The sequence below is a fragment of the Bradyrhizobium sp. HKCCYLS2038 genome, assembly GCF_051167655.1.
Lineage (GTDB): Bacteria > Pseudomonadota > Alphaproteobacteria > Rhizobiales > Xanthobacteraceae > Bradyrhizobium.
This window is the reverse complement of record NZ_JBNPTM010000007.1, coordinates 1-19,734: the sequence shown is the minus strand read 5'-3', so window position 1 is coordinate 19,734 and position 19,734 is coordinate 1. Positions and strand designations below refer to the sequence as shown.

General features: G+C 64.8%; 23 protein-coding genes, 1 tRNA gene and 1 pseudogene. 10 read left to right on the top strand and 15 right to left on the bottom strand.

The features are described from left to right. Positions 1-223 precede the first annotated feature (223 nt). The 6 genes from ACQR1I_RS27720 to ACQR1I_RS27695 all read right to left on the bottom strand — a co-directional run bounded on the left by ACQR1I_RS27720 (position 224) and on the right by ACQR1I_RS27695 (position 3,448). On the bottom strand, positions 224-730 hold the full coding sequence (locus ACQR1I_RS27720; protein ID WP_434868498.1) for a tyrosine phosphatase family protein: 507 nt from the start codon (positions 728-730) through the stop codon (positions 224-226). A 118-nt stretch (positions 731-848) separates the two neighbouring features. Then, positions 849-1,073: a hypothetical protein gene (locus ACQR1I_RS27715; protein WP_434868497.1), complete on the bottom strand. Its 225-nt coding sequence runs from the start codon at positions 1,071-1,073 to the stop codon at positions 849-851. Then, positions 1,070-1,309: a hypothetical protein gene (locus ACQR1I_RS27710; RefSeq protein WP_434868496.1), complete on the bottom strand. Its 240-nt coding sequence runs from the start codon at positions 1,307-1,309 to the stop codon at positions 1,070-1,072. The genes ACQR1I_RS27715 and ACQR1I_RS27710 overlap by 4 nt, the downstream gene beginning before the upstream one ends. A gap of 1 nt (position 1,310) precedes the next feature. After that, complete coding sequence (locus ACQR1I_RS27705; RefSeq protein ID WP_434868495.1) at positions 1,311-1,928, bottom strand: YfbR-like 5'-deoxynucleotidase; 618 nt, start codon at positions 1,926-1,928, stop codon at positions 1,311-1,313. Further along, positions 1,925-2,554 carry a DNA-3-methyladenine glycosylase I gene (locus ACQR1I_RS27700; protein WP_434868494.1) on the bottom strand — a complete coding sequence of 210 codons (630 nt, stop codon included), beginning with the start codon at positions 2,552-2,554 and terminating at the stop codon, positions 1,925-1,927. The genes ACQR1I_RS27705 and ACQR1I_RS27700 overlap by 4 nt, the downstream gene beginning before the upstream one ends. Positions 2,555-2,563: 9 nt before the next feature. After that, on the bottom strand, positions 2,564-3,448 hold the full coding sequence (locus ACQR1I_RS27695) for a YgfZ/GcvT domain-containing protein (RefSeq protein ID WP_434868493.1): 885 nt from the start codon (positions 3,446-3,448) through the stop codon (positions 2,564-2,566). A gap of 198 nt (positions 3,449-3,646) precedes the next feature. Between ACQR1I_RS27695 and ACQR1I_RS27690 the strand changes: the two genes are divergently transcribed. Next, positions 3,647-4,981, top strand: coding sequence for a dihydroorotase (locus ACQR1I_RS27690; protein WP_434868784.1), 1,335 nt, complete (start codon positions 3,647-3,649; stop codon positions 4,979-4,981). Positions 4,982-5,260: 279 nt separating this feature from the next. On the opposite strand, the gene ACQR1I_RS27685 is transcribed toward ACQR1I_RS27690, so the two are convergent. Next, entirely contained in the window at positions 5,261-5,779 is a 519-nt protein-coding gene (locus ACQR1I_RS27685; RefSeq protein ID WP_434868492.1) for a protein phosphatase CheZ, read from the bottom strand. Between the two features lie 595 nt (positions 5,780-6,374). Here ACQR1I_RS27685 and ACQR1I_RS27680 point away from each other — a divergent pair. From ACQR1I_RS27680 to ACQR1I_RS27650, 7 genes and pseudogenes are all read left to right on the top strand, one after another. Beyond that, positions 6,375-6,818, top strand: a complete 444-nt coding sequence (locus ACQR1I_RS27680; RefSeq protein WP_434868491.1) for a CBS domain-containing protein — start codon at positions 6,375-6,377, stop codon at positions 6,816-6,818. Positions 6,819-7,019: 201 nt separating this feature from the next. Further along, positions 7,020-7,487: an AAA family ATPase gene (locus tag ACQR1I_RS27675; RefSeq protein WP_434868490.1), complete on the top strand. Its 468-nt coding sequence runs from the start codon at positions 7,020-7,022 to the stop codon at positions 7,485-7,487. A 227-nt stretch (positions 7,488-7,714) separates the two neighbouring features. Then, the gene (locus ACQR1I_RS27670; RefSeq protein ID WP_434868489.1) at positions 7,715-8,461 is read left to right on the top strand and encodes an outer membrane protein; all 747 of its coding nucleotides are present in this window, start codon (positions 7,715-7,717) and stop codon (positions 8,459-8,461) included. A 291-nt stretch (positions 8,462-8,752) separates the two neighbouring features. Then, entirely contained in the window at positions 8,753-9,655 is a 903-nt protein-coding gene (locus ACQR1I_RS27665; RefSeq protein WP_434868488.1) for a DUF1127 domain-containing protein, read from the top strand. Positions 9,656-9,936: 281 nt separating this feature from the next. Beyond that, positions 9,937-10,242 (top strand): annotated as a pseudogene (locus tag ACQR1I_RS27660) (winged helix-turn-helix domain-containing protein); the annotation flags it as partial. Positions 10,243-11,261: 1,019 nt separating this feature from the next. Continuing rightward, a complete protein-coding gene (locus tag ACQR1I_RS27655; protein ID WP_434868487.1) occupies positions 11,262-11,492 on the top strand; it encodes a DUF1127 domain-containing protein in 231 nt (76 codons plus the stop codon). A 389-nt stretch (positions 11,493-11,881) separates the two neighbouring features. Continuing rightward, on the top strand, positions 11,882-12,178 hold the full coding sequence (locus ACQR1I_RS27650; protein ID WP_434868486.1) for a ClpX C4-type zinc finger protein: 297 nt from the start codon (positions 11,882-11,884) through the stop codon (positions 12,176-12,178). An 827-nt stretch (positions 12,179-13,005) separates the two neighbouring features. On the opposite strand, the gene ACQR1I_RS27645 is transcribed toward ACQR1I_RS27650, so the two are convergent. The 4 genes from ACQR1I_RS27645 to ACQR1I_RS27630 form a co-directional block, all read right to left on the bottom strand. Next, the gene (locus ACQR1I_RS27645; protein ID WP_434868485.1) at positions 13,006-13,272 is read right to left on the bottom strand and encodes a hypothetical protein; all 267 of its coding nucleotides are present in this window, start codon (positions 13,270-13,272) and stop codon (positions 13,006-13,008) included. Between the two features lie 151 nt (positions 13,273-13,423). Further along, positions 13,424-13,819: a TIGR02301 family protein gene (locus tag ACQR1I_RS27640; protein ID WP_434868484.1), complete on the bottom strand. Its 396-nt coding sequence runs from the start codon at positions 13,817-13,819 to the stop codon at positions 13,424-13,426. Between the two features lie 46 nt (positions 13,820-13,865). Beyond that, on the bottom strand, positions 13,866-14,285 hold the full coding sequence (locus tag ACQR1I_RS27635) for an NUDIX hydrolase (RefSeq protein WP_434868483.1): 420 nt from the start codon (positions 14,283-14,285) through the stop codon (positions 13,866-13,868). Positions 14,286-14,353: 68 nt separating this feature from the next. Continuing rightward, positions 14,354-14,905 carry a hypothetical protein gene (locus ACQR1I_RS27630; protein WP_434868482.1) on the bottom strand — a complete coding sequence of 184 codons (552 nt, stop codon included), beginning with the start codon at positions 14,903-14,905 and terminating at the stop codon, positions 14,354-14,356. 62 nt (positions 14,906-14,967) lie between these two features. Between ACQR1I_RS27630 and ACQR1I_RS27625 the strand changes: the two genes are divergently transcribed. After that, positions 14,968-15,738, top strand: coding sequence for an SOS response-associated peptidase (locus tag ACQR1I_RS27625; protein WP_434868481.1), 771 nt, complete (start codon positions 14,968-14,970; stop codon positions 15,736-15,738). 159 nt (positions 15,739-15,897) lie between these two features. On the opposite strand, the gene ACQR1I_RS27620 is transcribed toward ACQR1I_RS27625, so the two are convergent. Genes ACQR1I_RS27620 through ACQR1I_RS27605 form a run of 4 tightly spaced genes read right to left on the bottom strand, consistent with a single transcriptional unit; the run spans position 15,898 to position 19,398 of the window. Then, on the bottom strand, positions 15,898-16,479 hold the full coding sequence (locus ACQR1I_RS27620; protein ID WP_434868480.1) for an NUDIX domain-containing protein: 582 nt from the start codon (positions 16,477-16,479) through the stop codon (positions 15,898-15,900). A gap of 9 nt (positions 16,480-16,488) precedes the next feature. Continuing rightward, positions 16,489-16,944, bottom strand: coding sequence for a GNAT family acetyltransferase (locus tag ACQR1I_RS27615; protein ID WP_434868479.1), 456 nt, complete (start codon positions 16,942-16,944; stop codon positions 16,489-16,491). Positions 16,945-16,950: 6 nt separating this feature from the next. Beyond that, positions 16,951-18,378 (bottom strand): FAD-binding oxidoreductase, encoded by a 1,428-nt coding sequence (locus ACQR1I_RS27610; protein ID WP_434868478.1) that lies wholly within the window; start codon positions 18,376-18,378, stop codon positions 16,951-16,953. Between the two features lie 18 nt (positions 18,379-18,396). Then, complete coding sequence (locus ACQR1I_RS27605) at positions 18,397-19,398, bottom strand: L-threonylcarbamoyladenylate synthase (protein WP_434868477.1); 1,002 nt, start codon at positions 19,396-19,398, stop codon at positions 18,397-18,399. A gap of 230 nt (positions 19,399-19,628) precedes the next feature. On the opposite strand from ACQR1I_RS27605, the gene ACQR1I_RS27600 reads away from it, so the two are divergent. After that, a tRNA-Pro gene (locus ACQR1I_RS27600) sits at positions 19,629-19,705 on the top strand. Positions 19,706-19,734: the final 29 nt, after the last annotated feature.

Below are 19,734 nucleotides of genomic sequence, written 5' to 3'. Positions count from 1 at the left end.
AGTCCTGACTTCGATGCCGCCGCCGGCGTCATCGGGGAGGGAACAGGGGCCTTGCGGCCCCTGTGACGTGCGCAGCGAATCGGTGGACGGCACGCACGGGCCGTCACGATGGCTGCAGTTCCTTGAGTGTCAAACCGGAGAAGGGAAGTTCAAGCCGCGCAGGTATGGCGCTACTTGCCGGTACCCGGATTGCAGATTGTGGCCTGGAATGACCGTATGGAGCTCAGTCCAGATCGATCCGGAACGGCTGGCTGTCGACCATCATCGCGCCAGGGCCGATCGCATCGAGCGCGCGCACCATGCGCCCCTGGCGGCCCAGCGCGCGGTCGGCGAGGCTGACGATCAGGCGGTTGGGCGAGGCGATCGGCGACGCCTCGCGGATCGCCCAGGCGATGTCGAGCTCGTCGCGGTGCGGATTGAGCGCGCAGGCGGCGGCGAAGGCGCTGGCGGTGGAGCGGCTGATGCCGGCATAGCAATGGATCACCAGCGGCGCCGCGCGGTCCCAGCCGCGCACGAAGTCCAGCACCTGGGTGACATGACCCTCGCCCGGCGCCATGAAACCCGGGAGCTGCTCGGTGATGTCGTCGACCGACACCCGCAGATGGTTCTCGGGCCGGATGGTTTCCGGCCGCTGCACCTGCTCGACATTGGCCATGATGGTCAGCACATGGCTGGCGCCGGTCAGGCGCACGGTCTCGGGCAGGGCGGCGAGTGAGCAGACGTGGATCATGGAGAGCCTTTGGACGCCCCATTATACGAACGGCGGCACACGGGCAAAGCGTGTTTTCGCCGCTGGAGGCCGGGCTGGCGCATACGTGCGCCCACGGCCCAGCGGACGCGGTGCGCCGTCAGCGCGTGTTCTTGAGCTGCCGCAGCTCCTGGCGGACCAGATGCGCCTTGCCTTCGATCTCGGCGTTCAGCCGCTCGAGGTGATCGAGCACACGCTCGCGGCTGGCGGACGAGACCTCGACGGGCTTCTCGGCCCAGGGACGGCGCACGAGCAGGGCCACCATGGCGACGGCCAGGGCGGTCAGGAGCGGAAAGCTCAGGGCAACGAGCTGGTGCGTGGTCATCGAAGACCTCCCAGGATCCACTGACCCAGCAAATGTATGAGCACTCCGGTGACAATGCAAACCACGCCGGAGCCGTAAATCAGCGTGGCAGGGGTCCCCGGCGGCAGCACCCCGTAGACGAACTGGGCCAGCGGCACGAATGTTCCGGCCGTGACGATCGCGGTCGCCAGCGTATTCATCCAATTTGCCGCCAACCTCAGCCGGTCATTGCGGCGCTCGTCCGGCGTCAGCGGCATCTCAGCACGACCCCAGCACCAGGTTGAACCGCGTCAGGAACCGCTTCTCCGCCTTGGCGGCGCTCCACGGCGTCAGATAGTCGGTGACGGTGGCCTCGGGCAGGCCGGGGTCGCGGCCGAACAGCCGCTTCGCCTCGCTTTCGGAGAAGCCGGCGAGCCGGGTCGCCTCGAGATAGGCCGAGCCGCGATCCGCCGCCTTGATCTGGCGCTCGATCTCAGGCGCGAGCTCGGCCGGCAGGCCGAAGCGGATGTGGATCGCGCCGAGCAGCCGCTTCTCGACCGATTTGTAGCTGCCGCCGAGCACCGCCTTGAACGGCGAGATCATGTCGCCGATCACATATTCCGGCGCATCGTGCAGCAGCGCCGCGAGCCGCAGCCGCGCATCGATGTTGGGTTTCTTCGCACGCATCACCGTCTCGACCAGCAGCGTGTGCTGCGCCACCGAGAAGATGTGCGCGCCCGACGTCTGGCCGTTCCAGCGCGCCACGCGTGACAGGCCGTGCGCGATGTCGGCGATCTCGACATCGAGCGGCGAGGGATCGATGAGGTTCAGCCGCCGTCCCGACAGCATGCGCTGCCAGACGCGGTCCTGCCCGCTCGCGGGCTTGTCGCTCGTCATTTGGGTGGCTTGAGGCGCGGGGCGCGGCGCTTGCCGCTGCAGGTCTGGTGGCAGAAGCAGGTGACGAGATGGTCGTTGACCATTCCCGTCGCCTGCATGAAGGCGTAGACGATCGTGGGCCCCACGAACTTGAAGCCGCGCGAGGCCAGCTCCTTGGAGACCTTGATCGACAATGGTGTCGAGGCCGGCACGCTCGCGGTGGTCTTGAACGCATTCACCTTGGGCGCGCCGTCCATGAAGTCCCACAGCAGTTTCGAGAAGCCGGGGCCCTTGTCCTGGATGTCGAGCCAGGATTTCGCACTGAGAATGGTGCCTTCGATCTTGGCGCGGTTGCGGACGATGCCGGCATCGTTCATCAGCGCGTGGATCTTCTTGTCGGAATAGCGCGCGATCTTGTCCGGCTGGAAATCATCGAAGGCGCGGCGGAAATTGTCGCGCTTGCGCAGGATCGTGATCCACGACAGCCCGGCCTGGAAGCCGTCGAGGATCAGCTTCTCATAGAGTGCGCGATCGTCATATTCCGGCACGCCCCATTCGGTGTCGTGATAGGCGACGTAGAGCGGATCGCTGCCCGGCCAGGGGCAGCGCGTCAGACCATCGGGATGGACGACAGCGGCGCGACCCATGCTGACAGCTCAGGCGACCGTCTGCTTCGGTGTGCCCCGCAGCGCATCGGGATCGGCGATGCGCAGGGTCAGCCCGCCCGCGGTGAGCGGCGTGCCGGCCTCGATCGCTTCCGTGGTGCGGTCGATGCGCAGCAGGGCGATGCCCTTCTGCTGCGCGGCCGAGCCCATCGTGCCGACGCTCTTGTCGCCGGCGGTGATCGGCGTGCCCGGCTCCGGGCCCGGGCCGTCGAGCAGCACCTGCGCCGCGCGCGTGCGCGTGGTGCCGCGGTGGTGCATGCGGCTGACGACCTCCTGGCCGACATAGCAGCCCTTGCCGATGTCGACGCCGTGCAGCAGGTCCATGTTGGTCTCGTGCGGAAAGGCGTCGCCATACATGAAGTCGAGCCCGCCGCGCGGCACGCTGCAGCCGATGCGATGCGCCTCATAGGCGTCCGCGCCGACGACCTCGGCGCCGGCCTGCGCGGCGATGCTGCCGAGCTCAGCCTGCGGCGCGATGACGCGCCGGCCGAGCTCGCCGTGGCGCGGATCGACGAACGACGATTCGGGCGCGGCAGCGACAGCACCGCCCCAGATCGCGATCACGCCGAGCTGATCCGACAGGTTGGCGATCCCAACCTTTGCCCTGAGCTTGTAGACGTTGAGCTTGTCGGTGAGCGCCTGCGCCAGCGCGCGTGGACAGTCGAGCAGGAAGCGCTCGCCGCCTTCGCTCGCGGGTACCTGGGTCACCAGGAAATCAATGATGATCTTGCCCTGCGGCGTCAGCAATGCGCCAAACCGGGCCTCGCCCGGATGGAGCTTGCCGACATCCGTGGTGAAGAGACCGTTGAGGAACTTGCGTGCATCGTCGCCGCTGACCTGGACCACGCCCCGGTCGTCGAGAAACGTCGCCTTCATTCGAAAAACCTCTTGCGACAGGCCGCACCGAAACGTATGCCGCGCTGGCATAAACCACAAGGCTGAAACACTGCACTGCGGTGGCTTCATTCTAAAGATCGAGACGCGCACCTGCCAAACGGCCAGCAAATGGGCAGGCGCACAGCATGATCGAACTGCCTTGGGGGGATCGAGAGAATGAAATCCTATGAGGGGTTCATGTATCAGCGTTTCGACGTCATTCTGAAATCCGGCACCGTGGTCAATCAGGACGGCGAGAGTGTCCGCGACATCGGCATCACGGCGGGACGCATCATGGAGATCGGCGATCTCGGCAACGCGTCGGCGGCCGAGATCATCGACTGCAAGGGCCTGCACGTGCTGCCCGGCGTGATCGACACCCAGGTGCATTTCCGCGAGCCCGGCCTGACCCACAAGGAGGATCTCGAAACCGGCTCACGCAGCGCCGTGATGGGCGGCGTCACCGCCGTGTTCGAGATGCCCAACACCAATCCGCTGACGGTCACCGCGGAGGCGTTCACCGCCAAGGTCGAAGCCGGCCGGCATCGCATGCATTGCGACTTCGCCTTCTTCATCGGCGGCACCCGCGAGAATGTCGATCAGCTGCCGGTGCTGGAGCGCGCCGAGGGCTGCGCCGGCGTGAAAGTGTTCGTCGGCTCCTCCACCGGCTCGCTGCTGGTCGAGGACGACGACTCGCTGCGCCGCATCTTCCAGGTGATCCGCCGTCGCGCCGCGTTCCACGCCGAGGACGAGTACCGCCTCAACGAGCGCAAGAATTTGCGCATCGAGAACGACCCGCGCTCGCACCCGGTGTGGCGCGACGAGGAGGCGGCGCTGCGCGCCACGCAACGTCTCGTCAATCTCGCGCACGAGACCGGCAAGCGCATCCACGTGCTGCACATCTCGACCAAGGAAGAGATCGTGTATCTGCGCGACCACAAGGACGTCGCGACCGTCGAGGCCACGCCGCATCATCTCACGCTTGCTGCGCCCGAGTGCTACGAGCGTCTCGGCACCTACGCGCAGATGAATCCGCCGGTGCGCTCGGTCGACCATCGCGACGTGATCTGGTGGGGCGTGCACCAAGGCATTGTCGACATCCTCGGCTCCGACCACGCCCCGCACACCGCGGAAGAGAAGGCCAAGACCTATCCGGCCTCGCCCTCCGGCATGACCGGCGTGCAGACGCTGGTGCCGATCATGCTCGACCACGTCAACGCCGGCCGTCTGTCGCTGCAGCGTTTCGTCGACCTCACCAGCGCCGGCCCGGCCCGCATCTACAACATCTCCCGCAAAGGCCGCATCGCCGTCGGCTACGACGCCGATCTGACGATCGTCGACCTCAAGCGCAGCGAGACCATCACCAACCAATGGGTCGCCTCGAAAGCCGGCTGGACGCCCTATGACGGCGTCCGCGTGACGGGCTGGCCGGTCGGCACCTTCGTGCGTGGCCAGCGCGTGATGTGGCAGGGCGAGTTGCTGACGCCGGCGACGGGCGAGCCGGTGCGGTTCATGGAGACGCTGCGGCCGTAAGGCGCTGCGTGTTAGTTTGCGCCGTTATGAGGCTGCTAGATGCAGCGCCCTCTCCCCTTGTGGGAGAGGGCATGTACGGCTCATCCATATACACGGTTGGGTGAGGGGTATCTCTCCGCGCGCGGCGCTTGTGGAGAGATACCCCTCACCCAACCGAGATTGCCGGTCTGTCCTACATGCCCTCTCCCACAAGGGGAGAGGGCGCATTCACGCGCAGACCTCATCACTCGAGTGAGCATGGCGAGATCCGGTTTCACGCAAGGGCGACGTGGCCATAGCTCACCCGAACAGCTTGTCGATGTCGTCCTGGGAAATCGCCACGCCCGTGCGCTGCGGCCCGTTCAGCAGGCTTGGCGCGGCGGAGGGAGCGGCAAGCTCGGCGGCCATCCGCGCCAGCTCATCCTTGCCCCAGATGCGGACGAGCCGGTTGATGTGCTCCTCCATGAACTTGAGCGACTTGACCACGCGCGTGATGCGCTGCCCGGTGAGGTCCTGGAACGCGCAAGCCTCGAACACCTTGTTGGTGCTGTCGACGATCTCGTCGCAGACCGCCACGGTCGTCGGGTCCTTGACGCCCTGCAACTTCCCGACGCTGGTGCTGATCGCCTCCATGCTTTCGAGGATCGTGTTGCCGGCTACTTCGGTATTTTCCACGATCGCGTCGAGGGTGTCGGTCATCGACGCGAAGCTGCCCTTGTCGCCTTGGAGAGCGGCGAGCTCCCGCCGCATGCTGCTGATGTTTCCGAACATCTCAACCAAGAGCGTCTTCAGCATCCTCTCTTCTTCCGGCGCAATCATCAGAAATCCCCGATCTTTCCTTAACGTTTCCTTAAGTGAAACTTTCGCGCGACAGTTGCAGGCCCGGTCTGCCCTTCTGGGAGGGCATTTCGGATTTCGGTTCGGCAGTGACCCGCTCGCGACGCGGTATCGAAAAGGTACCTTGGTCAGCGAGGTGAAGCTCAGCCACCGATTGTTCCCCGATTTCGTTAAAGGCGCATGTTCATTCCCGTCAGAAGCCTGGACATGGTGAAGGGTTTCGAACGCGAGCTGGCGGGGCTGCCGGCGACTGCCATTCGGCGGTCCGCCGCCGCCGACGCCGCCTTCAACGGATCGAGGCCGGTATCACCGCCGTCATTGCGAGCGCAGCGAAGCAATCCAGAGTCCTTGCTCGGCCCTGGATTTGCTCCCGCCTTCACTCAATAAGCTACGGCGGTCAGGTCGCTGCGCTCGCAATGACGCGGAGTTGGCATCACGGCTCCCGCCGGGCGCCCGATGGTTCCGCTCACGGGCCGGCGCAGGCCGTCGCAGCGGTGCTGACGAGGCCGGTAATTTCGACTATCCTGCCCCGCAGACCATCAAGGCGGGGCAGGACGGGGCCCACGGGGGGACATCGATGACCACAGTAAGAAGCGGGCTGGCCCAGAAGAGCGGCGCCGTGATCCATGTTCGGTCCGGCGACATGGTCGTCGACGCCTTGCGCCAGATGCGCGACAACCGGGTCCGCTCGGTGCTGGTCATCGACGACGGCGTGCTGGTCGGCATCGTCACGCAGGGCGACTGCGCCATCAAGGTGCTGCTGCCCGGGCTCGATGCGAAGCAGACGCCGGTGAGCCAGGTGATGACGGCCAATCCGGTGACAGTGAAGCCGGACCACCGCCTCGACAGCTGCATGGCCCTGATGTCGCAGCGCGGCTTTCGCCATCTGCCGGTGTTGGACGCCGGCAAGGTCGTGGGCGTGATCTCGATCGGCGACGTCGTCAAGAACATCATCATGGACCTGGAGCACAACGTCGACGACCTGATGGGCTACATCATGAAGGACGGTCCCGGCGGCTGACGGACGACGCGGAGCCGTTCCCCGCTCCAAGCATCCCGCCTCAACGAGGGGGGCGCGTGTGCGGTCGTCGCGCGAGGCGGGTCGGCGGTCGACGTCTCTGATTTCAGCAGTACGAATGACAAGGTCGCCCCGGTCCGTCTGCCATCGGCTGACGACCCTTCCGGCCGGTCCGTCCCTCCGAACGCGACAGGGGACAGCAGAATGGCCACCGCACACCTGATCCACGGCTATCTCGGTGCCGGAAAGACGACCTTTGCGCGCCGCCTGGAGCAGGAGCTACCGGCCATCCGCTTCAGCCACGACGAGTGGATGACGCGCTTGTATGGCGATGATCCGCCCGTGGATCAGTTCGCCGAGTTTCATCAGAGGGTATCGAAGCTGCTGGACGCGCAATGGACGAGGTGTGTCGAACTCGGCCTGGATGTCGTGCTCGATTGCGGCTTCTGGACACGACGCGATCGCGACGAGACGAGGGCGACTGCCGCGGCGTCGGGAGCGGCCGTGCGGCTCTATCGTCTTACGTGCCCGGACGACGAAGCGTGGCGCCGCATCGACAAGCGCAACGCGCATCTCGACGGCAGCTTGCTGATCGTCCGGCACACGTTCGAGACACTCAAGAGCCGCTTCGAGTCGCTGCAAGACGATGAGGATCGGATCGAAATCAGCTGAACGACGTGCGCTCCAGGCTGACGATGTCGAGGCTCGGCAGAGGCGCGCGTTGATCTGTCTCGCCTCGATCGCCTCATTCATCTCTTCCACATGGATTGATCTTTCGCCGTCCCGAAGTCGCATTTTGCCGCAATTGCCTGGAACCGCTGTGATCGTGCGGATACGCAAGTTGTATCGGCAACGTGCTAACACCTCTGCGTCGCCTCGCCCGCAGATGGAATGATGTGATGATGCGTATCCTCTCTGCCGCCAGCCTCGTGGCGTTCATAACTGCCGTGGCTCCCGCATTCGCTGCCGATCTGCCGGTGAAAGCGCCAGCCATGAGTTCTGCGCCGCCGATCCAGTTCTCCTGGAGCGGCTGCCACATCGGCGGACATCTCGGCGGCGCCTTCAGCAACGACCGTGTCGGTGACGCGATGGGCAGCTCGCCCAACTACGGTTCGAGCAGCTTCATCGGCGGCGGGCAGGTCGGCTGTGACTATGAGTTCTCGCCGGGCTGGGTCGCTGGCGCCGAAGTGCGCGCGTCTTGGCTCGGCCTCAGGAGCACCCGAACGGGCACGGCGATCAACTTCGCCAATGGTGCAAGGACCCCATTGCAGTTCACCACCCGCAACGACTTCCTGGCATCCGCCACCGCGCGCCTCGGCTACAGCGTCGCGGATCGCTGGCTGGTTTTCGTCAGGGGCGGCCCGGCCTGGACCCGTGAAAGCAACACCGAAACCTTCACGATTCCCGGCTTCGGCGTCCCAGCCAATCTCAGCAGCCCGACCAGGACCCGGGTGGGCTGGACGGTTGGTAGCGGCCTGGAATGGGCGTTCGCACCGAACTGGTCGGCAACGTTCGAATACAACTACTCCGATTTTGGCACCCATAGCGTGACCGTGTTCGACCCGGCCACCAACCTGTTCGTAAACGGGCTCAGGGTCACGGACACGATCCACGCAGTTACCACCGGCGTGAACTATCATTTCTAAACGAGCGTTTCCTTAGAACTCGCGATCGTTCCGAGTGGAACGTTCGCCGTCCCCACCGTTGTCATGCTCCGCGGAGGCGGAGCATCCAGTACTCCGCAGCAGACGATATTGAACCGACGTGTCACGGCGTACTGGATCGTTCGCCGGAGCCTGTCCTCGGGCTCGCCGGAGGCGACCTGTTCATCATGGAACAATAAGCGGTCGGTAAGGAAAATGTAAGCCGGGCGTCAAGCGTCTTCGACCAGCATCTGCCAGTCTGCCCTCGCAGGTGACAACGGCCGGCGAGGACCCATGATCAGCATGACCTACAGCAGCAGGCGGACGCCGAGGCGGGGATTGGCCATTCTCGTCGAGCGGTTGTGGAGTGCACCTGCCAAACGGCGCGAATGTCAAATGGATCGAGAAGATCTTCGCGGTTTCAGCGAGTCGGAGCTCAAGGATATCCGGACGACTCGGGGCGAGATCGACGACGTGGCCTCGCAGCAAAAGAACGGGAGGCCATATCGTTCGACGGGATGCGGCGGTGCGCTTGTCTTTCTTTTATTAACAAGCGCATGCATTCTCGCCTCCTCATACGAGGCCACAGCTGGCTGTAGCGCCCAGGATGTGCTGCGGGCTCATCTGGCCGGGAAGACGGCTCCGCTGGCTACCGGCGCGGAAATCGAAGTCGGCCGCTCCGCTGCTCGCCCAGTATGGAAGACGATCACCTTAGGAACCTTCAGGGACACGACGACCCTTCTCAACGCGATGGACGCCATGGGGTGCGGCATCGGGAACTCGGCTGCAGAGGTCCTCGCTCGGCCAGCCTTTACCGTCAGCAACCGGAAAATGACGATAGAGCTTTTCCGTATGTCGGCGACCGAACTGGGCTTCAAGAGCGAGACGGCATCGCTGCGAGAAATCTATGAGCATGCGCAACGATTTGGCTTTGAACTCGCCCCCGCCGAAGTCGCTCCTCAGCTCAGGCTTCAGTACTTGGACCAGCCAATTGGGGAGTTTCTCATCATTGCGATGGAGCCGATCAGGACCTGGGCGGGTGAACCGATCATCCTAACTGTGGCCAATGGCGGAGCCGGGCTCATCCTCATCGGTCAGGAAGGTCAGGACGAAGCGGACGTATCCGCAACGTCCCGCTTTGTTTTCGCGCGCCGCGACAAGACCGTACCGACCGAGGCCGCACACGTCGCTCATTGACCTTGCGGCGCTGGCCCCAACCTTCGCAAGTGCCCATGGCTGGGTATGACGCGAACGGTCGAAACTCGACTAAAATGACACTCTTCAGCTCGTCTCCCTAGACGACGCCGCTTTGCTCGAGAGTCAACGCGACAGCTGCGCTGTTCCGTCCAGTGGCAGGACACCTCTTCAGGGCAACTGTGTGCACATGCGCCAGTTTACAGCCTCGTCTCTTGAGGCTTATTCTCCCGCTGTGTCTGCCTGCCTCTCATGACGATTTAGGGCAAGCTCAGGGAATGGTCATGCGCTATTTCTTTGAGGACTATGCATTGGACACCGAACTGCGTGAGTTGCAGCGCGGACGTCGTATTGTGCCTACTTCACCGCAGGTCCTCGATCTGCTCGAATTTTTGATTCGCTCAAGAGATAGGGTGGTCAGCAAAGATGATCTCATCAACGCGATCTGGAATGGTCGAATCGTATCTGATGCTGCGCTGACAACTCGGCTAAACGCCGTCCGACGAGCGATCGGCGACTCCGGCGAACAACAACGTTTGATCAAGACGTTTCCACGTCGCGGCTTTCGCTTCGTAGGCGCCTTGCTCGATGCGGATGGACACTCTGCGATCGCGATGGTCTGTTCTACCGAACGGCTGGGGCTTGCAGGCCCGGCCGAAATGGAAGCGGCCTTGCTTGCTGCTTCGTCTGACGACGCGCCAGGCAAGCGCCCGTCCCATTACGCACTGGGCCACCTCACAGGTACACTCAAGCTTGCCGGTGCTGCGCTGGCATCGGTTGCTGCCGTCGGCGCAATCGCTGGCGGCCTTTCCGGCTATTGGAGCGTCTGGGGCTCGCTCCGTAGCGAGCCAGTTCGGGAAGCCAAAGAGATCAAAGAGGCACGGGCCGCCGTGCCGGAAATCAGGCCTCATCTCTCAATCGTGGTGCTGCCCTTCGCCAACCTCGACAGCGATCCAGAGCAGGACGAATTTGCCGACAAGGTCACAAGAGAACTGACGATTGAGATGGCACGAACATCCGGCGCGCTGGTCATTCGACACGAGACCGCCGCGACTTACAAAAATAGGCCGATCGACCTGAAGCAATTCGTAACGGTTCTCGGCATCCGCTGGGCTGTAAGGGGGGCGACGAGACGCAACGGAGATCGGGTACGGATCACCGTATCGCTGACAGATCTTCAAAGCTCTCACGACATTTTGTCCGATCAGTTCGACGGCGACCGAACAAATCTCGTTGCGTTGTACGGCAACATCACGGCCCGGCTTCTCTGCGTTGCCCACCTGCACCTCCGCCAATACGAAGAGGCCATTGAACAGTGCAGCCGTTCATTGAATGTCGGCGCAAATCATCAACCTCACGTCAGTTGATTGCTCGAATGCGGACAGGCCTCGACCCGCAAATGAGCAGCCCGCAACGCCATGTTCGACACCGACCTGTTCGATGACGAGCCCATGTATCAATCCCATGATGGATACGTAAAGAAGCTTGCTGCAGTCTCTTGCCACTCAGGATCATAGAAAGATTAGCCGCTGGTCAGCGTAATGTAATCCCAGTGTCAAGCGAGACCTGATTCGCCTGTGTAAGGTCGCCTGCGGGTTTACCCCGGGAGATGGCGATGGGCACGACTCATACTGCAGTCTCGGCGCAGGCGTCAGTTCGGCGTCCGCCAAACTTTCTGAGGGACTGTTTTGATGCATTTTGTGCCTGGCGCATCCGCCAGGTTTTGCGAACAACGCTGGACAACCTGAGCGACCTGGAACTCGAGGATATCGGAGTCACGCGAGGCGAGATTGAATACCTCGTTCGAGCGGAGCCATCGACCGACCCACGCGCCGTCTGAGGCAGATCGGAGACCCCGTCGATGAGCAGCCGGCTGTCTGCTGCGCTCGCACATAGGCGACAGATAAACCTCGCCTTCCGTGAAGGGTTTCGGATGCGGGCCGTATGAATGACGGCGCGGCATATTCGGGCGGTCGGCATCCGAAAGCCTCCAAGGGAGGAAACTGTGCATGGTGAGCTGGACGGGTGCGGCAGGCTCTATGGGGAGTTGAGCGCCGTCGCACGACTGAAAGGCCGCGTGGTTTCAACTGACATAGAGTAGGCTAACGAAAAACGGCGGCCTAGAATGAGCGACGAGCAAAGGAAGGCCTAATCCGCACTGTCCTTGCAGGCGCTTGGCGGGCCTCTTGGATTCTTCACTTGCCAACTTGTCTTAATTGAGCGGTTAGAATGTTTGTGTGGGCAGCTACGATCCTGATCGCAATCGTGACCTTCTACATCGTCAGCAGAATGGTCAGAAGGTCGCTCAGACCGACTGCAGACTTTTATGAGGAGCGTAGGCGTCCCCGTTGTTCGTTTTGCGGGAAACGCAAAGACGAGGTGGCGGAGATTGTCCTCGGCCCCCAAGGCGGCATTTGTGACGAATGCGTACAGCTATGCGTGGGTATAATAGCTGAACGTCGTCCGGAATGGCGAGAGCGATTGGTTGCATCGCTTCAAGACGATCGTACTTCCGGTCCATTTTGACGAGACGACGGAAGGCGGCGCTTGCCGCCCCGGCTGCCCGTCGGGCAAATCAGTGCGCGATTTTGCTGGTGACAGCGACGCTCCCCGCCATGCCAACTCCGCAAAACGGTTGCGCCGAAACGGAAATATCTCACGTCGACTCAATGCGATCGCGTTCGCGGCGCCCTTCGGGTGCAAAATTCGTATTTCTTTTTTACAGAATCCGTGCCACTCCTCCCCACATCCCGCCTCAACGAGAGGGGCGTACGCGCGGTCGTCACGAGACGCGAGGCGGGGAGGCGGTGGACGTGTCGGGTTGCAGCGTGGCTTTGTCCGCGCGGACGAACGATCTCGATGCGGACGTGAAGTCGTGTGGTCCTGGCCTCCCGATGCCGAGGTCAAGCCAGCGCATGATGCGAGAGCGTCGGCGCGGGTGATGGGGGCAAGACAGCCGGTTCCCAGGGAGAGCGCGAGATAAGCGTTAAACCCATCGCGCAGGGGAGGCTGGGCTCATCCGGCTGCACCTGTGGTTCCTGCCCCGTGCTTCTTGCCTGCACGGGGGCCATGGGCGTCAGCCGACGCCCAGCCTTCCCTGCGCCCTCGACTAATCGAGGGACGAACGTCGGTCATCGCTCGGACGCATCGCGCCGCGAGGACGACGAAACATGTCCCTACGTTGTTTGACAGATGTGCAGATGAAGCGCCGATGCCGGCGACGCGCGTCGTGAGGCATAGGCGGGGCGCGATGGTGGGCACGGCGCGCGCGACAGTTCGGCGTAGCATCGGCAGCGCGGCGCGCCTTTGCCCACCCTACGAGACTTAAGCGCGAAGCGATGAAATCGTGAGTGCTACTGCGTGGCCCGGGACAGCGAGAATTCGCCGTTGCGGATGCGCTCGGGGAAGCCTTCGACGAAGGTTGCCACGGCATCCTCGCCATAGGTCGTCACGAGTTCGGCGAGCGCCGCGAACAGGCTGGCCTGCGCCAGGCAGTCGCCGTCGACGCCGTCGTGGCGCGCTTCCGCCCAGGCTTCGTTGAGGTAGCTGAGCGCAGCCTGCTTCTGCTCGTGATCGGGCAGCACGTCGGGATAGGCGCTGAATGTGACGGGAAAGCTCATTGAATTCAGTCTGGCGGAGCCGCGAGGGGCAAGGAAATCCGAACGCGGGTGCGCCGGACCCGTAAGCATTAGCACGCGAGGCGAGAACGCCTAGGCCAGTTCTTTAGGATAGGTTAACAAGGTTAACACAAACGGGGATAAGTGCGGCCCGTCAATTGGCGTAGCGCGCCGTGAGGTCGCGCGAGATCTTCGAGCCCTCGTCGATGTAGCGGCGGATCGCGACCAGCGCCGCCGGGGTGCAGGTCCGGTAGGTCTGCTGGAAGCCGTTATAGCCGCGGTTGAAGCCGGCGATCATGCGGGCGCGGCGCTCGCCCGAGGGGGTCTCGGCATCGATCAGCGCCTGCATCTGATTGCGCCATTTGGCGCCCTCGTTGCTGCCGCAGATGCCGCGGAGGTAGTGCAGGGTGCCGAGGATCTCCGACAGCCGCTGCAGATCGCCATCGAACGGCGCGGCCGCGTCCTGCGCGCGCACAGGGGCGGCGCACGCCGTGACGAGCATGAGGATGGCCAGGAGGCGCTTTGCGGCGATCGAAAACACGCCCGTCATATGCCCGCGCCGGACGGCGGACGCAAGGCGGCTGGCTGGAAGCCGGTTACAGCAGCGCCCGGGCGGCGGCGATGATCCCGGGCAGGCCGTCGGTCAGCTGGAGGCCGTCGAGCGCATCGGGCGCGCGCCACTGGGCGTCGTCGAGCTCCTCGTTGAGCTGGGGGATGCCGGCCTGCCAGCGCGCGGCAAATGGCAGGATCAGGTAATGGCCGCCGCCGCCGTCCGCCGGCAGCACCTCGCGCCAGCCGGCCAGGCCGATGATGGCGATCGAAAGCCCGGTCTCCTCCATCACCTCGCGCGTGAGCGCTGTGTGCAGGCTCTCGCCGAACTCGACCCGTCCGCCGGGCAGGGTGTAGACGCCCTTGGCGGGCGAGCGGGCGCGGCGCACCAGCAGGATCTGGCCGTCGCGGAAGATCGCGGCGCTGACGGCGAGCTGGGGATGGCGGGGCGGAGGTGGGGCGGTCATGGCTCAGGGCGGCTCCAGAGGTGGTCTGCACTGTAACGTGAAGACCGCGCGCGCAGCGCCCTGCGATGTTAGAAGCTCGCCATGATGGCGTCGACGGCGTCGACCTCGTCGACTTCCGACACCGGTTCCGGATCGAATTCGATGTCGCCGTTGATGATGCCGCCAGCCTGGGAGACCAGCGGCTTGACCCAGCCCGCCGCCTGCTCGGCGAGCTTGGCCTTGGTCCCGTCCTTCGTGGCCTCGCGCATCGCGCTGCCGACCGCGAGCAGGATGTCGGTCATGGTCTTGGTCAGATGGTCGAAGCGGTCGCGGATCGCCGGCTCGGCCTGCTCATAGGCCTCGATCACGAGATCGCGGGCCTTGAAATTGGTGTGGGTGAAATGTTCTGGATAGGTCAGCGGCGACCAGGCGAGGAAATCCTCGGCGCATTCCGGAATGTCGGGAATCATTTCGAGCAGCATCACGGCTTCGTTGAAATGATTCAGATAGTCGGTGGCGAGTCCGGTGCGCGGATTGATGTTCGCGGCGCGCAGGATCGCGGCTCGTGCCGGATCGATGGCGCCCGTCGTGCGCTGGGTCGTGCGATCAGTCTGCACGGGGTGTGGGGCCACTGCGGTCATCCGGCGCAGTGTTCCCAACCCCGGTTAAAAGGTGCTGAACACACCGTCATTTGAGTGAGATTATGTGTGGACGCTTCGTGATCACTTCACCACCCGCGGCGCTCAGGCGGATGTTCGGCTACGAGGAACAGCCCAACTTTCCGCCACGGCACAACATCGCCCCGACGCAGCCGATTCCCGTAGTTTTCCTGGATCGGGAGGTCAGGCACTTCCGCCTGATGCGCTGGGGCTTCATGCCGTCGTGGGTGAAGGATCCCCGTAATTTTACGCTGCTGATCAATGCACGTTCGGAGACCGTACGCGACAAGCCCGCGTTCAAGAATGCGATCCGGCGGCGTCGCGTGCTTGTGCCCGCTGATGGATATTACGAATGGCAGGTGATCGACGGCCGCAAGCGGCCGTTCTTTATCCATCGCGCCGACCGCGCGCCGCTCGGCTTCGCCGCCTTGGCCGAGACCTGGATGGGGCCGAACGGCGAGGAGGTCGACACCGTCGCGATCATCACGGCGGCCGCGAGCGCCGATCTCGCGACGCTGCATCACCGTGTTCCCGTGACGATCAGGCCGGATGATTTTTCGCTCTGGCTCGACTGCAGCGCCGATGACGCCAGCGACGTGATGAGGCTGCTGGTCGCGCCGCGCGAGGGCGAGTTCGCCTGGTACGAGGTCTCCACCCGCGTCAACGCTGTGGCCAACGACGATGAACAACTGCTGCTGCCGATGACCGAGGAGATGCGCGCCGCGGAAGACGCGCAGCGCAAGCCGGCGAAGAAGGTTGCATCGCGCAAAGTTTCGCCCGCGCCAGCGGATGACGGGCAGGGGAGTTTGTTCTGAGACGGGATGGATTGACAGAGGAGATCGTCATCCCCGCGAAAGCGCGGATCCAGTACGCCGCGGCTTCTCGAGTTGAAACGACTGTCGGTGGAATACTGGGTCCCCCGCTTTCGCGGAGGACGACAGCGGAGACCATCAGGACCCGACGGGGACGCGGATTTATTTGAAAATCCTCAGCGCCGCATGCTGCAGCAGCATGATGGTCTTGGCGTCCTGGATGCGGCCGTCGCCGGCCATCGCGAGCGCCTCGTTGATCGACAGCTCCAGCACCTCGATCTCCTCGCCCTCGTGCGCGAGCCCGCCGCCGGCGCTGACGCGCATGTGCGGCTCGTATGCGGCGACGAAGAAGTGGATCTTCTCGGTGAGCGCGCCCGGGCTCATGAACGCCTCGAACACGAACTTGACGTCGTGCAGGCGGAAGCCGGTCTCCTCCTCGGCCTCGAGGCGGATGCGCTCCTCGGGCGAAGCGTCGTCGAGCAGTCCGGCGGCGGCCTCGATCAGCAGCTCGTCGTAGCCGTTGACGAAGGCGGGGTAGCGGAACTGCTTGACCAGGATGACGCTGTGCTGCGCGAGGTTGTAGGGCAGGATCGCCGCTGCATTGCCGCGGTCGAACACGTCGCGGCTCTGCATCTGCCAGGTGCCGTCGTCGCGCCGCCACTCGAATCTGGTCGAGCTCAGCGTGCCGTAATGATCGGACAGCACGCGCCTCTCGTGCACGCGGATGCGATCGGAGATGCTCATGCTGAACCTCTACTTCATGCCCGGCGTGGGCGGACGGCCGTCGAGCCATTTCGAGAACACCACGCTGTCCTGCACGGCATAGTCGAGCGACTGGTAGAACGCCTGGACCTTGGTGTTGTCGCCGCGCACCATCAGCATCAGCTTGGCGATGCCGCGCGCCCGCAGCCAGTCCTCCGCGGCCTCCATGATGGCGCGGCCATGGCTGTGGCCGCGATGATCGGGATCAACGCTGACATAGTAGACCCAGCCACGATGGCCGTCATGGCCGACCATGGCGGACGCCGCGATCGCGCCGCCGGCGCGGCCGACGAGCACGGTCGAACTGTCGCCGCGGCGGGCGAGCGCGATGTCGGCCGCAGGATCGTTCCACGGCCGCGTCAGGCCGCAACGGTGCCACAGCGCGATGATGGCTGGCACGTCGGCGTCGGTGATGTCGGAGATCGCGAGAGAAGCGGCAGTGTCCATGGGCGATCAGAGCACCTTGCCGGGATTCATGATCCCGAGCGGATCGAACTGCGCCTTGATCGCGCGCATCAGCGCGATCGCGGTCGGGTCCTTGACGTCCGGCAGCTCGTCGCGCTTGAGCACGCCGATGCCGTGCTCGGCCGAGATCGAGCCGCCCATGCGCAGCACGATCGCGAACACGACAGCATTGACCTCGTGCCAGCGCGCCAGGAAGTTCGCTGTGTCGGCGCCGATCGGCTGGCTGACATTGTAGTGGATGTTGCCGTCGCCGAGATGGCCGAACGGCACGGGACGCGCGCCGGGCATCAGCTTCACCACGGCCGCGTTGGCCTCCGCGATGAACGCCGGCACCGCCGCGACCGGCACCGAGATGTCATGCTTGATCGAGCCGCCCTCCGGCTTCTGCGCCCACGAGATGTCCTCGCGCAGCTTCCAGAACGCCATGCGCTGGGCGAGATTGTCGGCGATCGCGGCGTCGTCGACGATGCCGCCCTCCAGTCCCTGCTCGAGGATGCTCTCGAGCGTGGCGCGGGCATCGTCGCGCGACGACGACAGCTCCATCAGCACGAACCAGGGATGCTGGCCGGCAAGCGGCGCACGGTTGCCGGCGGCGTTGCGGATCGAGAAGTCGAGCGCGATGTGGGCGATCAGCTCAAAGCTGCTGAGGTTGCCCGCCGCCTCGCGCTGCGCGATGGCGAGCAGCTTCAGCGCATCCTCGGGAGACTTGAGCCCGACGAATGCCGTCTCGATCGCACGCGGCTTCGGGAACAGCTTCAGGCTCGCCGCGGTGATGATCCCGAGCGTGCCCTCGGCGCCGATGAAGAGATTGCGCAGGTCGTAGCCGGTGTTGTCCTTCTTCAATTTCGACAGCGCATTGAGCACCCGCCCGTCGGCCAGCACGACTTCCACGCCCAGCGCCATCTCGCGCGCGACGCCATAGGCGAGGGCGGCGGTGCCGCCGGCATTGGTCGAAAGATTGCCGCCGATGGTGCAGCTGCCCTCGGCGCCGAGCGACAGCGGGAACAGGCGGTCGACCTCGGCCGCCTTCTGCTGCGCCACCTGCAGCACGACGCCGGCCTCCGCGATCATCGTGTTGGAGGCGGTGTCAACGTCGCGAATCCGGTCCATGCGCTTCAGCGAGACGACAACCTCGCCATTGTGCGGCGTCTGTCCGCCGACCAGCCCGGTGTTGCCGCCCTGCGGCACCAGCGCGATGCGGTGCGCGCTGGCGAGCTTGCAGATCGCGGCGACTTCGGCCGTCGAGCCCGGACGAAGCACCAGCGGCGAGCGGCCGTGGAACAGGTTGCGCTCCTCGGTGACGTAGGGCGCGACGTCGGCCTCCGCGGTCAGCGCCTGGCGCTCGCCGACGATGGCGGTGAATTGCGCGATCAACTCGGGCGACAGCGGCGGCAGGGCAGGCTGGCTGATGTTCATCGTGGCTTGCTTCCAATGTTATCTCGGCGCCGCGGCGCGGCGCAGTCGGTCGTTGATGGCCTCGCCCAGCCCGTCGTTGGGGATCGGCATGACCGCGATGCTGCGGGCGCCGCTGGCATCGAGGCTGCGAAGATAGCCGAAAAGATGCGTCGCCGCCTCTGCCGGATCGCCGGATGGCGAGAGGTTGAGGATCGCGGCAGCGTCGCTCACGCCGGGCAAAGTCGAGGGACCAAACGCCAGCACGGCTTCGCCGGGCGCGACCGCGGTTGCATCGAGGCGGACCGTGGCACGCGGGGCGTAGTGCGAGGCGAGCATGCCCGGCGCGACCGGCTGTTCGGACGCGTGCGCTTCGACAGTGGCAGGCCTGGCGAGGGACCGACCAAGCACCGCCTCGATCGCCTCGCTGGGGACGCCGCCGGGGCGCAGCAGCGTCGGCTCGCCGAAACAGCCGACGATGGTCGATTCGACGCCGACCTCGACCGGTCCGCCATCCAGGATCAGGTCGATTCGTCCGCTGAGATCGGCGGCGACATGCGCGGCCGTGGTCGGCGACACGTGGCCGGAGATGTTGGCCGAGGGCGCCACCACGGCGCCGCCGAACGCCGCCAGCAGCGCCCGTGCGACCGGATGCGCGGGCACGCGGATCGCCACGGTGTCGAGGCCGGCAGTGGCGAGGTCGGCGACCGGGCAACCATCGGCCTGCGGCAGCACCAGCGTCAGCGGTCCCGGCCAGAACGCAGTGGCGAGGCGCTCGGCCGTGGCGTCGAAGCGGCCGATTCGCCGCGCGGCCGCGAGGTCGGCGACATGCGCGATCAGCGGATTGAACGCCGGCCGGCCCTTGGCCTGGTAGAGGCGGGCGATCGCCGCAGCGTCCGCCGCATCGGCGCCGAGGCCGTAGACGGTCTCGGTCGGGAACGCGACCAGGCCGCCACGCGCGAACACCGCCGCTGCCGCCGCAAGACTAGGCGCGTCGGCGGGCAGGATCGTGGTGGTCACTGCGATGGTGTCGGTTGCGGGCATCAAGGGTACGGAACGGCGGTTGCTTCCGCGCACGCCTATAGCGGCCGCGAGGCCTCGGATGAAGCGCGCAAATCGACCGGCGGCCTGCGCTGGCGCCATGGCCGCCGGCCAAAAGCCCGTGGCCTCAACCAGTTAACCCATCCCCAGGCGACCCGCGAATTCAATACGATTTCATGCCTGCTGTGCCTTGCGGAGACGGAAACCCGAGGCTATAAGCCGGCTTCCCAAGTCGGAGCGTGGCTCAGCCCGGTAGAGCACTGCGTTCGGGACGCAGGGGTCGCAGGTTCGAATCCTGCCGCTCCGACCAGCACTTAGCGAGATTCCCGACTCGCACCG